General features: G+C 33.8%; 20 protein-coding genes. 3 read left to right on the top strand and 17 right to left on the bottom strand.

Annotated features, from left to right (window positions below; genetic code table 11):
• Positions 1–9: 9 nt before the first annotated feature.
• From NLW78_RS01060 to NLW78_RS01030, 7 genes are all read right to left on the bottom strand, one after another.
• On the bottom strand, positions 10–507 hold the full coding sequence (locus tag NLW78_RS01060) for a glycine/sarcosine/betaine reductase selenoprotein B family protein (protein WP_254494449.1): 498 nt from the start codon (positions 505–507) through the stop codon (positions 10–12).
• Positions 491–781: a hypothetical protein gene (locus tag NLW78_RS01055; RefSeq protein WP_254494448.1), complete on the bottom strand. Its 291-nt coding sequence runs from the start codon at positions 779–781 to the stop codon at positions 491–493. The genes NLW78_RS01060 and NLW78_RS01055 overlap by 17 nt, the downstream gene beginning before the upstream one ends.
• 112 nt (positions 782–893) lie before the next feature.
• Positions 894–1,241, bottom strand: coding sequence for a DUF2512 family protein (locus NLW78_RS01050; protein WP_254494447.1), 348 nt, complete (start codon positions 1,239–1,241; stop codon positions 894–896).
• Between the two features lie 397 nt (positions 1,242–1,638).
• Entirely contained in the window at positions 1,639–2,010 is a 372-nt protein-coding gene (locus tag NLW78_RS01045) for a DMT family transporter (RefSeq protein ID WP_254494446.1), read from the bottom strand.
• Between the two features lie 319 nt (positions 2,011–2,329).
• The gene (locus tag NLW78_RS01040; protein ID WP_254494445.1) at positions 2,330–2,848 is read right to left on the bottom strand and encodes a CBO0543 family protein; all 519 of its coding nucleotides are present in this window, start codon (positions 2,846–2,848) and stop codon (positions 2,330–2,332) included.
• 216 nt (positions 2,849–3,064) lie between these two features.
• On the bottom strand, positions 3,065–3,460 hold the full coding sequence (locus NLW78_RS01035) for a hypothetical protein (protein ID WP_254494444.1): 396 nt from the start codon (positions 3,458–3,460) through the stop codon (positions 3,065–3,067).
• Between the two features lie 85 nt (positions 3,461–3,545).
• Entirely contained in the window at positions 3,546–4,565 is a 1,020-nt protein-coding gene (locus NLW78_RS01030) for a DUF3231 family protein (protein WP_254494443.1), read from the bottom strand.
• 176 nt (positions 4,566–4,741) lie between these two features.
• Here NLW78_RS01030 and NLW78_RS01025 point away from each other — a divergent pair, with 176 nt between their 5' ends.
• Positions 4,742–5,311, top strand: coding sequence for a hypothetical protein (locus NLW78_RS01025; protein WP_254494442.1), 570 nt, complete (start codon positions 4,742–4,744; stop codon positions 5,309–5,311).
• Between the two features lie 23 nt (positions 5,312–5,334).
• Here the strand turns inward: NLW78_RS01025 and NLW78_RS01020 are convergent, their stop codons facing one another.
• From NLW78_RS01020 to NLW78_RS01005, 4 genes are all read right to left on the bottom strand, one after another.
• On the bottom strand, positions 5,335–5,952 hold the full coding sequence (locus NLW78_RS01020) for an NUDIX hydrolase (RefSeq protein WP_254494441.1): 618 nt from the start codon (positions 5,950–5,952) through the stop codon (positions 5,335–5,337).
• Between the two features lie 119 nt (positions 5,953–6,071).
• Complete coding sequence (locus NLW78_RS01015) at positions 6,072–6,623, bottom strand: GNAT family N-acetyltransferase (RefSeq protein WP_254494440.1); 552 nt, start codon at positions 6,621–6,623, stop codon at positions 6,072–6,074.
• 94 nt (positions 6,624–6,717) lie between these two features.
• Entirely contained in the window at positions 6,718–7,329 is a 612-nt protein-coding gene (locus tag NLW78_RS01010) for a hypothetical protein (RefSeq protein WP_254494439.1), read from the bottom strand.
• A 22-nt stretch (positions 7,330–7,351) separates the two neighbouring features.
• Entirely contained in the window at positions 7,352–7,702 is a 351-nt protein-coding gene (locus tag NLW78_RS01005; protein ID WP_254494438.1) for a hypothetical protein, read from the bottom strand.
• A gap of 251 nt (positions 7,703–7,953) precedes the next feature.
• On the opposite strand from NLW78_RS01005, the gene NLW78_RS01000 reads away from it, so the two are divergent.
• Complete coding sequence (locus NLW78_RS01000; protein ID WP_254494437.1) at positions 7,954–8,763, top strand: Fpg/Nei family DNA glycosylase; 810 nt, start codon at positions 7,954–7,956, stop codon at positions 8,761–8,763.
• Positions 8,764–8,782: 19 nt separating this feature from the next.
• Here NLW78_RS01000 and NLW78_RS00995 read toward each other — a convergent pair whose 3' ends face one another.
• Positions 8,783–9,022, bottom strand: a complete 240-nt coding sequence (locus tag NLW78_RS00995; protein WP_254494436.1) for a hypothetical protein — start codon at positions 9,020–9,022, stop codon at positions 8,783–8,785.
• Positions 9,023–9,201: 179 nt separating this feature from the next.
• Between NLW78_RS00995 and NLW78_RS00990 the strand changes: the two genes are divergently transcribed.
• On the top strand, positions 9,202–9,504 hold the full coding sequence (locus NLW78_RS00990; RefSeq protein ID WP_254494435.1) for a DUF2642 domain-containing protein: 303 nt from the start codon (positions 9,202–9,204) through the stop codon (positions 9,502–9,504).
• 111 nt (positions 9,505–9,615) lie between these two features.
• Here NLW78_RS00990 and NLW78_RS00985 read toward each other — a convergent pair whose 3' ends face one another.
• The 5 genes from NLW78_RS00985 to NLW78_RS00965 form a co-directional block, all read right to left on the bottom strand.
• Positions 9,616–10,224: a LysE/ArgO family amino acid transporter gene (locus NLW78_RS00985; RefSeq protein ID WP_254496069.1), complete on the bottom strand. Its 609-nt coding sequence runs from the start codon at positions 10,222–10,224 to the stop codon at positions 9,616–9,618.
• A 534-nt stretch (positions 10,225–10,758) separates the two neighbouring features.
• Positions 10,759–11,160 (bottom strand): rhodanese-like domain-containing protein, encoded by a 402-nt coding sequence (locus NLW78_RS00980; RefSeq protein WP_254494434.1) that lies wholly within the window; start codon positions 11,158–11,160, stop codon positions 10,759–10,761.
• 237 nt (positions 11,161–11,397) lie between these two features.
• Positions 11,398–11,850, bottom strand: coding sequence for a hypothetical protein (locus tag NLW78_RS00975; protein WP_254494433.1), 453 nt, complete (start codon positions 11,848–11,850; stop codon positions 11,398–11,400).
• 16 nt (positions 11,851–11,866) lie between these two features.
• Positions 11,867–12,631, bottom strand: coding sequence for a hypothetical protein (locus NLW78_RS00970; RefSeq protein ID WP_254494432.1), 765 nt, complete (start codon positions 12,629–12,631; stop codon positions 11,867–11,869).
• Positions 12,632–12,752: 121 nt separating this feature from the next.
• On the bottom strand, positions 12,753–13,751 hold the full coding sequence (locus tag NLW78_RS00965; RefSeq protein WP_254494431.1) for a DUF3231 family protein: 999 nt from the start codon (positions 13,749–13,751) through the stop codon (positions 12,753–12,755).
• Positions 13,752–13,847 lie beyond the last annotated feature (96 nt).

The raw sequence follows: 13,847 nt of genomic DNA, 5'->3' as shown, positions 1-13,847 counted from the left end.
GCATATAGGTCATGCGGGAGACAACAGAGCAATATCTGCATGATCCTTCACTACAGCATCAGCAATATTTTCAGCCAATGTTTCTTCTAAAAGAGTTGGGTCCATATTGTAGCCGATAAATGAGAAGAAATGGTCGGTTAATCCCCCAATTACACCTTCATCCGCTAATTCTTGTAATCTCTTAATGGGAAAAATTACGTTAATATCTTCATTGGCTCCAAACGTAGGATATTTTAATTGATGAATTTCTAAATCTTCTTGTTTTAAATGAGAAGGCACTTTTCGATATGTATAGTCTCCAACTGGATGTACTGTATCGAAGGGCATCGTACCTTTAGGTTGTACCCCTGCTGTGCTGACAAATGTTAAACGAGACTCTGAAATCGGCTTCGTTATATTTGCTAATGGTACGTAACTATCCTTTGTAATCATAGAACCTGGATACCTTTCGTTAACAGTATTCCATAGTCCTGAACGTAGTTGTTTTGATTTAAAGGTTTCCGTCATGCTTCCATTCCCCCGATCGTTTCACAAAATAAAAATGCAAATGAAAATATAAATGAGCTAAAGTAGAGTCGTCCTTTTTATCCATTGTTTCCAATATAAATTCTCTATCTGTTTCAGGTAAATCTAATAATAGTTTTAATGCTTCAATCCATGATTTATCAATCTCTTTTTTTCCCATTTCCTCATTGCCATCACCAAAGTGAAGACGAACATACCGGATTAATTTTTCATTGTCCCCGTTAGCAATGGCCTCTTTTAAGTAAGGTAAAGACATAAAACTTCCCCCTATTCTATTGCTATAAATTTCAATAATATAGAAAAATTTCGAAACTTTCAAACAAATAAGCAGTTGCCTTAACACGTCTGCCTTTATTCTATTTAATTCCCTATTTTTTCTTTGTTTTCCCACTTTTTATTAACCAACGATGTTGGATAATCTCCGTTATCGTTAACAGAAGCGCAGTTAATATAGCACCGAAAAACGTAACATATGTAACTTGTAATTGTGAGACAAAATAGACGATGAGCGTTGCGGCGATAAAATCGGCTATAGTACTCACCCAAAACGTTAATTTTCTTAATATAAGAATCTCCATCAAATGTGCTGATACTGCTAAAATGAAACCAATAATGATTGGCTGAAATATAGTTGTATAAAATACATTCGGAAACATAATCCAAGCTAATATAACCCCAATTGGGCACATAAACAATTTCATGACGAGGCCTGACATGTTGAATCTCCCCCCTTTACTTTGCATCTCATTCGAGAATTTTTGAAACTACATTTAACAGTCTAACCCTATTGTTCTTCTTGGTCTACATCATCAAAAAAAATACATGTCTTTTTCTAGTTTCTCCTTTCCGTAACTTCTACATCTAATTCATCCATTTCCATAATTGGGGCAATATTTGTCTTGTTTATCATATTTTCTTTCTTTTCTCCATACTACCACTGTTACAACTGCTAGTTTTGTACCTTATAATCGATATTAAGGGAGATACCGTTTCCACCAATTCATTTGCTCATGAAACCCATCCCTAATAGTATTTTTTGTTATCTTTCCCATTACTCTTTATAGCATTCATTCGATAAAAGAAAAAACTGCCACTTGGCAGTTTACAAGGTTATTATTGTATAGTCATTTGGTGTTGTTTGTGAAGTGACTTCTCGCTAGTCTGGTTTGGTTGTGCCGTCACGTTTAGTAACACTATTCCAATTACAATTAAGGCCATTCCTATTATTCCGGGTAGGTTTAACTTTTCTTTCCAAATAATCATACTAATAATGGATGCGCCGGCTATCCCAACTCCACACCATGTTGCATATGCAACACTTAAAGGTATGGTTTTAAAAGATAAAGCTAAGAAAAATAACGCGAAACCAAACCCGAAAATTGCACCTAAAATCGGTAAAACTTTCGTAAAACCATCAGAGGCCTTTAACATTGTAGTTCCAAAAATTTCGGAGATAATTCCTAAAAAAAGATATAAATACGCCATAAAGTCTCCCCCTATGATGTTTGATCTCACTCAAACGTTGTTGAGGAGTATATAAGTCATTGAACTTCAATACTAACATAACTATGTATGATTTCCCACTCGCCTGATTTACACCTTCTTATATGTTACGCTCTTTATACTGACCGACTATCGTGTTTTAACTATGTATCCATTGTTCTTTATGCAAGATTTCCTTCCAAGCTTGTAAATTCGTTTCGTGTTCATATTCCCCATTTTTTATCGAATTCCCCATACAATTTCATAAGTTTCCTCCCCAATCCCCCGGATTTACATTATTACAATTCCCTATTAATACCATTTATTTTAAAATGGAAACTGGTATATCAAGCATATTCCATAGAAGCAGGGTCCACATTAACGAAAGCCCCCAAGCAAGTAATGGTTTATGATGATGAATTTTTAACATGAGGAAAATAGAAATATTAAAGAAGACCGACCACCATAATGACCATCCATTATGATGACTAATAGAACCTATGTATAAATCAAACACTTCTATTAGTGAATAAACCCCAATCCAAGTTAATCCCCACACAATCCCTTTAACTTTCCCGGCTGGAAACAGGCTTAAATATAAAATTACAGTTGCAGGATAGCGAGTAAACATATGCAATAAGGAAATAATGACATCGTAATGAAACAATGGGATTGGGCCATCATGAAACATCCACATAGGATAGTCGTAAAACAAAACATTATATAGTAAGTCTCCAACCATAAAGAAAAGGATAGTTGGATAATATGTTCGCCATCTTTTCCAATCACCCCATTTGTAACATGCTGCAATAAATATTGTGCTGATTAAAACATGTATCATACTACTCGTCCTTTTTTATCATTTCATTTCCTTAATATCCTTTTCCAATAGTTGTAAAAACATCCCTCCTATTTACAGTTTTTTTCCAAATGAAAAATGATTTAGGAAATACCTAAACCAATTTTGATTCATTTCTTTATTGTTTTTATAATGTAACCGTAACAAAAACGTGTTCTGTTCTGAAACTAAAAACTGTCACTCGGGCAGTTTTCTCAATTATTGTTTATCTTGATACATTTGTAATTTATGTTCCAATAAGTATTGAAACAAGTATAGAAAAAATGCTTTATAAAAGAAGTAAATAAAAAACTGAAAGTTGCTTAGCTTAATTGTGCGAAACACCTTAAATTTACGACTGAGGAATTCAACTGGATAGGCAAATATAAAATCTACAATTGCATTTAGTGTAATGAACCTCCTAAAATCTCCAAACGTCCATTTTAATACCCATATAGAGCCAATTAAAAATGGGCCAATATGATAAGCGAATTCATTAAAGAAATATGATTTAGGTTTGTAGTAAAATTTCCACCACTTTCTTTTCTTACCTATTTGTACATCAATACTTCCCATTAATAACACAATTAAGGAAGCAGGCAGAAAACGTTTCAAATTACGCAACCCCAAAAACGGGAGAGAGAGCCAAGGAATTATGATCATTGCGATGCGAAAATACCATTGATATTTGAATGACATTTTAATTTCCCTCATTTTTATTTTTCAATTCGTTTCGGTCAGAGAAAGTCGGGGGTTGCTCCATCCACCCATTTTTTATCATAATGTTCATACCATCCTCAGCATACTTCATAACTTCTGCAATTAATACAGCATAAGTCGTGGCTAAATCCCGTCGTTGTGATACAGAGAAGGCTGCTCCATAATATCCGGAAGCTGTTGAAATGAGCGTAACGATATGAAATAGCATGAGCTTATCTGAAAACGGAGATTTTGTTGTACTTAAAACTTCGTCATTGTATCTAGGAGGGGACGAAATGTCATTATCAGACATTATAGAATCTAAAATATCAAATTGCTTTTCACAAATTTTCTTCCCTCTGTCTACATAATTACGGATTTCTTTCGACTCAGCGACTTGGCTAAATCCTAATTCTAAAGCAATTTTTAAAACATCTTTTTTCATATTAAAATAAACACCGCTTGCTTCAATAGCTGTAAGTGGTCTTCGGTCACCAAACCACCCTGTTAAAAAGCTTTGTTTCGTAACAAAATCCACATCTTCTGCGGGTGTTATAGAAGGTGGCCTACTAATTATCCCCTTTTCTACCATAACTTTTGTAATTCTTTTATGTAACTCCATCGTCTCTTTACTGCACTTAACAAAATAGTCTATTTGATCACTACGTATAGACGTACTAACCGCACCTGCATATCCAGTTAAACCATGAATTGTCATAATATGAATATAAAAAATTATGAATTTATCCGAAAATAATGGTTTAGCATTTAGATCCACATCATTATCGTTGAACCCAACCGGGATAGGATACTTTTCTTGCGATAAAAATGATTTAATTTTATCTAAATGTCTTTCAGCAAGTTCCAGTGCATACTGTAAAACTTCTTTAATATCTTGATCTTTAGCGCATTTTATATAATATTTTAGAACACAGGATGCCATGCTATCGTTCATGTATTGGCTCCAGAGATTCGCAACCTCTGCTGATGTTAACTGAACATTATGATTTACCTCTTCCATGCTAGTACCTCCACGCACTTTTTGTTAAAAGCTTTCATTAGTTTGCTTTTTCATATAAGTTTTATTCATGTCTTATTGGAACGAAAGAGTATACTGTAGAAAAATTGTATATTTTAACGAAAAATGCAAACACTTAATACGAATAAGTTTAGCGAGTAGGAGGTAGGCGGATAGACATGGGTTATCATGACTATTGGGATAAAATTATAGGAATTAGTAACGAATTAAGTTCTGTAAATGTGTCTTATTGGAGTCAATATTCACATATGGGCACATGGCAGTTTTGGGTTATCTTAGGACTCATGATTTGCCCGTTAATCCTTCTCTTCTTTACCGTGGATAGATTTCGCATTTTTGAAATCTTTTTCTTTGGTTTTATAGTACACTTGTTATGGGCATATATAGATATTGCTTTAACTCGCGAAACGTACTTAATCCATACATACTTTATAATTCCACTCTTTCCTTTCGCATTAAGTGTAACGGCATCAGCTCTCCCTGTTGGCTTTATCCTTTTATACCAGTACTGCACCAATCGAAATAAAAATTTTTACTTACATACAATTTGGTTAAGTGTTATGTTTGCCTATGTCTTTGCTAGTTTCGAAGAGATATTAGGACTATTGGAATTAAGAAAAGGTTTACTAAAATACCATTTATTTCTTATTGATATCGCCGTTGCCTATATTGCTTTCTTGGCAACAAAACTGATTTTAAAACTTAAGCAGAGAGAAACAAATAAATAGGGGTGCGAATTCCGAAACACTCTTTAGTCAAAGATTGACTGTTTCTTTGGGTCTTTTAAAAATTGAAAAACGATGTGAATTTGCTCTTCTGTATTTCTTGCTAACGAAAGGTTAGGCAAACGACCTTCCTCGAAAAAGTTAACTCCACTTGTTTCGATACTATGTTTAGCCTTTCCGCCAATAATTTTACATTGAATAAATATTTTATAATAATGATACGGTTGAGGTGGATGCGAATGCTTTTCCATATCCAACACTGCTAATAACCTTGTTGGCAAGACCTCATATCCAGCTTCTTCTCGAATTTCCTTTACAATATTTTCAACTGGGGATAGGCCTACTTCACAAAAACCACCTGGTAATGCCCAACCATTATCTCTTTTCTCCTTAACCATTAAAACCTTTCCTTGAGAAAACACGACGCCTCTTACATCTACTTTCGGCGTTTGATAACCTTGTTCATACTTATATAAATGTCTAATCGAACCTATCTCCATCTCCGAATGTTGTGCAAGTATATCCGCACTTATTGCTTGTAGTTCCTCATATCGTTCTCGGTCGAAATCATCTTTTGCATACGTAAGCCCCGCTTGTGATATTGCCCGAATTCTTTTTACCCATTCTAGCCACTTGTCACTCATTCAAAATACCCTCCCAATTCAATCAGCCTTAATACATACTTATTGATAAAATATTTTTCGTCCCTTTTCAAATTTATTTAATGATACAAAAAACTGCCTGCTTGGCAGTTCCTCTTCACTTAATGACGTTTATGAAACTCGTTTTTCAAAACCCCCATTATTATTGAATCGTGGTATTCTCCATTATAAAATAACTCATCCCTTATAATACCTTCCTGTTTAAAGCCAAGTTTTTCATAAGACTTAATTCCCCGAGGATTAAAAGGGTACACGCTCAAACCAATTCGATGAAGATGTAATATGTCAAAGGCATATTCCAAGATTAAAGATAAAGCATCGGTTCCGTATCCTTTTCCCCTATATTCTTTTTGAAATATCCCAACCCTTATTTGTGCATTGCGGTTTATATGGTCAATTTCCGTAAGTGCGAGATCCCCAATTAATTCATTCGTTTCTCGTGTACTAATGATTAAATCAATCCTGGAATCGTCCATGGCAACCCTTTCTATAAATTTTTGTACACTAATACGTGAAAATACTGTTTGAGTACCAGTTAACTTCCGAATTTCACGGTCCCAAAGTGCATTGTCAAAAAAATAGTCGATATCATCTTCTTCAAAAGGCCTTAAGTAAACGTGTTTTCCTTCTAAAAACTTTATCTCACTTCCCATTTTCTCCTACCTTTCCTAACCCTCTTTCATGAAACTCTATCATAAAGCAATCCGTTTAAGACACTGTCTATAAACTAACATGACTCCTATGCCGTCAGTATAACTGAAAATTTATTGCAATGGTTTCCATTTCGCTTAAAAGTTCAATCCAATATGTTTTTGAAACAGCATTATTATAATGTGGGTAGCTCCAATATTCACTTGTCATACCGTCTGTTTTTGCCCCTACAATCTTGTCATCAATCAATTCAGCTAATTGAAAATGTAAATTAGCGACCTTCAGTATTTCCTTATACTCTTCATGATTAAACTGATGGGATATAATCTCTACACTACTTTCTTCTACGAAAGAACGAAAATAATTTGGGAGTTCATCGGCAAATATTAACGTAGGTCGGTTACTAATGTAATGGGGGGGAATCTTTTTTGTTTTTATTCCTGTATGCAAAATCGTTTGATATGACTTCGCGATGTTATAGTAATTGTTGTTTAAGTCTTCAACTTGTGTAGCTGTAATTTTCTCCCGCGCTACTATTTCACGTAAAATTTCTTCATTACGCAAAATACTTGATGAAAGAGGTGAAATTGTATTACGTAATTGTTCAGAAAGATATAATTCGTAAGCTTGATTCTCTTGATAGAGAAAAACATTTATGATGATACTAATGATTAATAAAGGAATCACAACGATAGAAAGCTTTTTCACTCAAGACACCCCCCCACATTTGTTAAAACGTTTTCTCTTCCTCTTTTAAATATATCTTCCCTAGGGAGCCGTACACCTTTACGTCTAACCTATAATCAAAGTTTTCAATGTTACTATATAATACTCGCTTTTTCATAACAAAAATTCCTGGTGTATATGTGACTTGATTAGCTTGAAGCGTCATAGTTCGAACTTCCCCATTTTCTTCTATTTCAATATCAAATACATCACACTTCATATCCCAACAATGTACATCATAGTTTTCATTTAACCAAATACCGAAGTCATTTTCATCTGGTGTCATACTAGAAAATACAATACTTAATACTACTAAAGTAAAGGAGATCACGAGTATCCGCTTTTTATATTTCATCACCTATCCCCCCTCCACCTTATAGACGGATATTTATTTAGAGCCTCTAATGTAAGTGTAGTTAACGTTTCTCCTTATTCAACAATTATCTATCAAAAGTTTAACATAAATTGCCATGCCTATTTTGTACATATGATGGTACGAATGACTTATTTTCCTAATGAGTTCCCTTTTTTTCATGAGCCTAAAAATTTTGGCAACACTATTGTTAATGATATTTATAGGGAGGATATTCATTAGGGAGGATTATCATGCCAGAACTACCTGAAATGGAAAACTATCGGTTGTTGCTGAAAAATAAAATAGAGGGAAAAGAAATTACAGATGTTTTCGTAAATAGGGAGAAATCCATTAATGTTCAATCAACTATTTTTGAAGATAAAACGAGACAACAAAGGATTTGTGCAATTCATCGTCGTGCAAAACAGTTGTTATTTTACTTAGACAATGGTCATGTTTTACTTCTACACCTTATGTTAGGTGGTTGGATGTTTTACGGTAAAGAAGAGGATAAGCCTGACCGAACCATTCAAATACACCTTTCATTTGGGGAAGAACATCTTTATTTTATTGGATTACGGTTAGGGTATCTTCATTTATTCGAGGAGAAGGAAGTCGAAACAAAACTACAGGACTTAGGTCCAGAGCCATTAGATATTAATTTTAGTTTAAATGCTTTTCAAGATTTAGTTAGTAATAAGCGTGGTCGAATCAAAACTACACTCGTGGATCAATCCTTTTTATCTGGAATTGGGAATTGCTATTCAGATGAAATTTGTTTTCATGCCAAAATCTTACCTACAAGGAATATGAATGATTTAGCTTATAACGAAATCATTCAGTTATATCATTCCATTCGACAAGTACTTCAACAAGCAACTCAATATGGCGGGTATATGGATTACCCATTATATAAAGGAGATAGGAAGACTGGTGGCGTTGAACCATTTTTGAACGTATATGATCGTGAAGGTGAGAATTGCAAACGTTGTGGTTCAAAAATTACGAAGGAAGAAGTTTCATCTAGAAAGTGCTTTTACTGTAAAGGCTGCCAAAAATAATAATTGTACAAAAAAAAGGTTATTCCTCTTTCTTTATCTCAGCCTTCTTTTTTTCAAACTCTCTCCAATCTACGTACTTAGGTTCATCCATTATATGTCCACATTGTTTACAATAATATTTTGGAGGAAATAAAAACGGAACCCAACAAATGAGAATGCCATAAGGAATGAAAAGAAGCACTATGCAAGCAAAAATTTTAATCCCGATATTCGACTGTTTTTCGATTACATCGGAATTACATTCGTGACATAATTCCACAATACACCCCTCCTCTTTTACAACACGGGTCCTTACTAATCTATTACATAATTTTAACATATGTGCCCTTTTCCTTTAAAACAACGTATCAACGAATAGGCTAACATCGATGCCTATTCATGTAATGCTTCATTTATAGTTATATGTCACATCAAAGGAAATGAAAGGTGATTATTATTATGTACCAAAATATTCCTCATACTCATAATACAGGTTTATTGCCTCCTGGATATTATATGCACTCACCTAATCTGAAAAACACGATGAAATCAACTAATCCTAGTTACCATATTGATTTGGAACCGGTTTTCCATGAACATCTCATGCTACATTTAAACCAAAGAGTCCAAGTAGCTACGATTAACGAGAAATTAACGGGGAAATTATCCGGAGTTGCAATTGACCATTTACAACTAACTGTAGATGGTGTCGATTATCACATTCGATTTGAACATGTCATTTATTTTAAGCTGGCAAAATAATAGACAGGTAGAAAGATATTTTCTTTCTGCCTTGTCAATTTATAAGACCAAAGAATTCCCGACGATTAAAAATCACTTCGGATTATATTTTTTCCTTACACCATTACACCATTAAAAAACTTGAAAACCAATATAGATTGCCATCCCCCATATAATAAATGCCGATACTATGTTAAACCGTTTGACTAGCTTACCTGTCGTGTCCACCTTCCCTAACAATCTTCCTACTATCGCCAGACCAAAAAACCATATCCACGAAACAAAAATGCAAGCTAAAGTGAAAACGGTCAATTCCATTCCTTTATAAGCTAATGAATTAGGTCCAATTACGCCGATAATGTCAATAATAGCATGAGGGTTTAACAATGAAACAGAGGCTGCGAAACCAATTTGCCGCTTGGCTGGGAAGTGTACTCCAAACGATTCATGTTCAAGGGAATGATTACTTTTTAAAATAGACCATCCCATGTACATTAAAAAAAAGAATCCGACAATAAATATAATTTGTTTGATCCACTCAAAATTTAACACGACGAGTGAAACACCTGTTACAGCTAATAAGATAAGTACTGTATCACAAATTGCAGCCGTTATAATAGCTGGTAATGCTTTCGTTATGTACTTTTGTGTTGCCCCTTGGTTAAATATAAAAACATTTTGTACTCCTAATGGGAGAATTAATCCAAAGGCAAGAATTATGCCGTGCAATAACGCTGTAATCATTTTCACCATTCCTTTTCATCGTTATCACGTCGTTTTTTCTAGAATTTTATTACACTAAGTCTATATTATATCGCAATTGGAATAATAGAAATGAGGTGATAATTTTGAGGCTATTATTCTTTTTAAGTAGCGTTTTATTTCCATTCATTATGATTTACTTAAACCAAAGGCGGAATCTATTTGGGATTCTTATCCATTCAATTGCCTTACTCGCTGCCCTCATTTTGGGTAACATTGTGGCCAATAATATATATCGTGTTATTGTAACAGATACAGTGTTTACAACATCAATACACGGCATAATTATAAACCCTTTCTTTTTACTTACAGGTGGATATTTAGGAATTTACCTTCTATACATTATTGCTACGCACCTTTTGAATGTATTTAGAAACCGATAACTTGTCCTTTATGCTTTCGACTAATTCATCTCATACCATCTCATGACAAAAAAGAGTTCATGACTCATGAACTCTTTTTTGTGACTAAATAACATGTTATGCTTTTTTACTAAACCTAACATTCGTGCCGTTACACTTTAACACTGTTTTTTTTACTTGCGTATTGCAATTCATAATTACAATTATCAACCTGCTCTTTTCTTATGCTATACCCTACTATAGTAAAACCTTTTTTCTGGAGAAAGCGAATAGATAAGTTTTTTTCAACTGCGTCTGAAGCGATAACGATTATCCTCTTACTCGGTATATCTACATATTGCCTTCTAATATATGCTAACGGTATATTTTGTGACCCTTTTATCATATCTTGGGATGATGTTTGGAAATCCCTGGCATCTACTATAATAATATTATTGGACTTTTTATTACATATTGAAACATTACCGCTAATATTACTAACGCCGAATACAGGCATATATCTTCTATATATAAAACGGAACACTATTATACTTAAAAACAGCAAAACATACATCAGTTTACCCCTCTAGTTTGTCAATCTTCGTTGATACGATTCATTATATAACCCTCTGAATTAATTACCAACTAACAAGTCTTTCTATTTTCCAACAATACTAACAGTACGAAATTATATATGATTTACCACTCACATTTCAAACGTTATGAATATGTTTCTCTTATTTAAGAAGGTCTCAACTTTATTTGATTAAATTCTACGTCTCCACCTATTAATTAGTTATTAAAATATCTATTATTTTTGAACTTTTGTTACACCTAATGCCATGTTATCCCATAAAATATTTTCAATTGACTCCAATCGCTTTCTTTCACAACGTATCATTAAAACAATTTCTGATGTTATCTTTTGATTTCCTAATTTTCCAGTCTTAAATAGTATGAACTTGATTGCTAATCCGATAATAATACCACTTAAAGAACCGATAATTCCCCAAATGATTGGCCCCCAGGTTAATATATAACCGTATATAGCACCTAAAAGCATTCCACAAGTTCCTAAAATGGCCGCTGTATCAAATAAACTAACTCCGTCTGCCCGATGAATCGTATCAATTAACTGTTTGGGATTATTTCTTTTATCTAAAGGAGCAGCAAATATGTTTTCTTTTGATATACCTTCTTGTTCGATCGCGGAAATAGCTAACTCAATAAAAGTTGAATTTTCGAATGTAGCAATAATCATCATACAAACAAACACCTTCTTATATTGGAAACCGAAATTTTGAGCTTTGATAGTTCGTCCGTAAATATTTTGACATCTCTTTTTCAAACAATTTATTATACTCAACAGCCGAGGTATAAGCGTCATACAGGATAAAAAAATAAATGGATGGAATAAACAAAGTCCATTGCATATTCAAGACATGCTTCGCTTGTTCAAACTGGCCTATCATTGAGTAATGAATAGCTTGGGGTACATGACCAAAATACATAATCGTTATCGTATATCCAAAAATGAAAAATCCAGTTATGACTTTATGTAAATATAAATGGCCAATTCCAGGTATTACTGCTGACCACAATAAAGCCACCCATGGCTTTCGTTTATCTAAAAAATTCATATCCCAATTACCCATTTTCATATTTAATATTTGTGCATCTTCTCGCTCTGCTAAAATATATTGTTTATTTCCATCAACAGTAGAACGGTAACTATCCCAAATTCCAAACATATAAATACCGAGATAAAACATTAACCATCGTTCATCTAACACCTCAATAGCTTTGTCAAATTCACCGAGTAAGGAATATAAAATGCCAAGGTTTATTTTCGCCATACTGTTTATAAAGGCTTCCCATACTATTAAAATCAATGCCACAGCGTAACGATGTAACAACAAGTGACCAAATCCTGGATATGAGAAAGAAAAAAAAGCTACAACAAACGGATTTTTCAAGTGAAGCTGCCCCGTTGTAAATTGGGAGATATGAGCTCTCTGTCGTCTAGAGGAAGGAATTTGATTCATTCATATAACGCCTCTCTCGGATTCATTCATACTGATTATTTCCAATGTCTCGATGCTTATAAAACTTAGCAAAACACTTGAGGAAAGTTCACTCCTCAAGTGTTTATATTACTATTATATATTATTTTTTTCTTTCCTCTATCTGCGGTGGTTCTTCCATCCAACCATTTTTAATCATTATTTTAGCGCCTTTATGAGCATATTCAAATATATCTTTTGAGAAAACAGTCATTTTCGCAGGTAAATCGTTTCGTAAACTAAAAGCCGTTCCGAGTGAGTTGGATCCTAGAGAGAAACTACAAAAAAGACTTGTACAATACATCATAATTTTATCAGAAAATGGAGGCACTGTTGAACGGGTTGCATTACCACCAGATGGTGCGGGAGCTTGAATACCACTATGTAGCAATGTTTCACTTAACTCCTTTATAATACTTTTCGCAAGTTCTGCACCCTCATTAAAAAAATTTTTTACCTCTCTCTCATTTGCACATTGAGCAAAACCAATAATCATTTGCATACCAGTAACATTTGATTCAATTGCATGATGAAGGTGCGCAATTTCTACTGTATTCAAGGTTCGTTTTTCACTGAATGGATTTATAGCTATTCCCCCTAGAAAATTTGTACTTTTAACAAACTCAACAGACTGAGGCATTGAAACATAAGGTGAACGAGGAAGAAGCCCTTTCTCAAGTAAGTATTGTGTACAAAGATTGTAATATTTTTGAGTAATACTCGTGAGTTCCTTAAATAACATTACAATATCTTCACGATATGCCATCGTTATATTTGATGAATGCATTGCCATGCTAATTTCCTTGATTAGACGAACAAACATAATGTCAAAACCATTATCATAAAGCTTTGGGACACCTTTATTAACATCTTTAGCCGTATATCCGACAGGTATAGCAGCACCTTCATTTTGAAAAATGTCAATGATTTTTTCAGCATATGGTTCAATCTCACCATATAGGTTGGTCATTATGTTTTTAGCATTTTCATCATCTGCTTTCTCAATAAAGTACTCTAACATTCGCATAATCATGGTTTTCTGTTGATATGTAAGCCATAGAGTACCTAACTCGGATGACGTAATTTCAGGCTTTTCAGGCATCTTAACAGTCCTCCCTAAATTTTTTCTAGTTTAGGTTGTACGAAAAATTACATAACAATACACATTTTTAACGCTTCATTAATTACATCGCTCTTA

This window comes from Salirhabdus salicampi, from assembly GCF_024259515.1.
Taxonomy (GTDB): Bacteria; Bacillota; Bacilli; order Bacillales; family Alkalibacillaceae; genus Salirhabdus_A; species Salirhabdus_A salicampi.
Note: the sequence above shows the minus strand (reverse complement) of the source record. Positions and strands in the feature narration are given on the sequence as shown.

Excerpts from the sequence above, each read along its gene's own strand:
- NLW78_RS00975 (WP_254494433.1), bottom strand. The coding sequence starts at position 11,850 with ATGATGATTATTGCTACATTCGAAAATTCAACTTTTATTGAGTTAGCT.
- NLW78_RS01060 (WP_254494449.1), bottom strand. The coding sequence starts at position 507 with ATGACGGAAACCTTTAAATCAAAACAACTACGTTCAGGACTATGGAAT.
- NLW78_RS01050 (WP_254494447.1), bottom strand. The coding sequence starts at position 1,241 with ATGTCAGGCCTCGTCATGAAATTGTTTATGTGCCCAATTGGGGTTATA.
- NLW78_RS00965 (WP_254494431.1), bottom strand. The coding sequence starts at position 13,751 with ATGCCTGAAAAGCCTGAAATTACGTCATCCGAGTTAGGTACTCTATGG.
- NLW78_RS01045 (WP_254494446.1), bottom strand. The coding sequence starts at position 2,010 with ATGGCGTATTTATATCTTTTTTTAGGAATTATCTCCGAAATTTTTGGA.
- NLW78_RS00980 (WP_254494434.1), bottom strand. The coding sequence starts at position 11,160 with ATGTATGTTTTGCTGTTTTTAAGTATAATAGTGTTCCGTTTTATATAT.
- NLW78_RS00970 (WP_254494432.1), bottom strand. The coding sequence starts at position 12,631 with ATGAATCAAATTCCTTCCTCTAGACGACAGAGAGCTCATATCTCCCAA.
- NLW78_RS01020 (WP_254494441.1), bottom strand. The coding sequence starts at position 5,952 with ATGAGTGACAAGTGGCTAGAATGGGTAAAAAGAATTCGGGCAATATCA.
- NLW78_RS01040 (WP_254494445.1), bottom strand. The coding sequence starts at position 2,848 with ATGATACATGTTTTAATCAGCACAATATTTATTGCAGCATGTTACAAA.
- NLW78_RS01025 (WP_254494442.1), top strand. The coding sequence starts at position 4,742 with ATGGGTTATCATGACTATTGGGATAAAATTATAGGAATTAGTAACGAA.
- NLW78_RS01000 (WP_254494437.1), top strand. The coding sequence starts at position 7,954 with ATGCCAGAACTACCTGAAATGGAAAACTATCGGTTGTTGCTGAAAAAT.
- NLW78_RS01005 (WP_254494438.1), bottom strand. The coding sequence starts at position 7,702 with ATGAAATATAAAAAGCGGATACTCGTGATCTCCTTTACTTTAGTAGTA.
- NLW78_RS01015 (WP_254494440.1), bottom strand. The coding sequence starts at position 6,623 with ATGGGAAGTGAGATAAAGTTTTTAGAAGGAAAACACGTTTACTTAAGG.
- NLW78_RS00990 (WP_254494435.1), top strand. The coding sequence starts at position 9,202 with ATGTACCAAAATATTCCTCATACTCATAATACAGGTTTATTGCCTCCT.
- NLW78_RS01055 (WP_254494448.1), bottom strand. The coding sequence starts at position 781 with ATGTCTTTACCTTACTTAAAAGAGGCCATTGCTAACGGGGACAATGAA.
- NLW78_RS01030 (WP_254494443.1), bottom strand. The coding sequence starts at position 4,565 with ATGGAAGAGGTAAATCATAATGTTCAGTTAACATCAGCAGAGGTTGCG.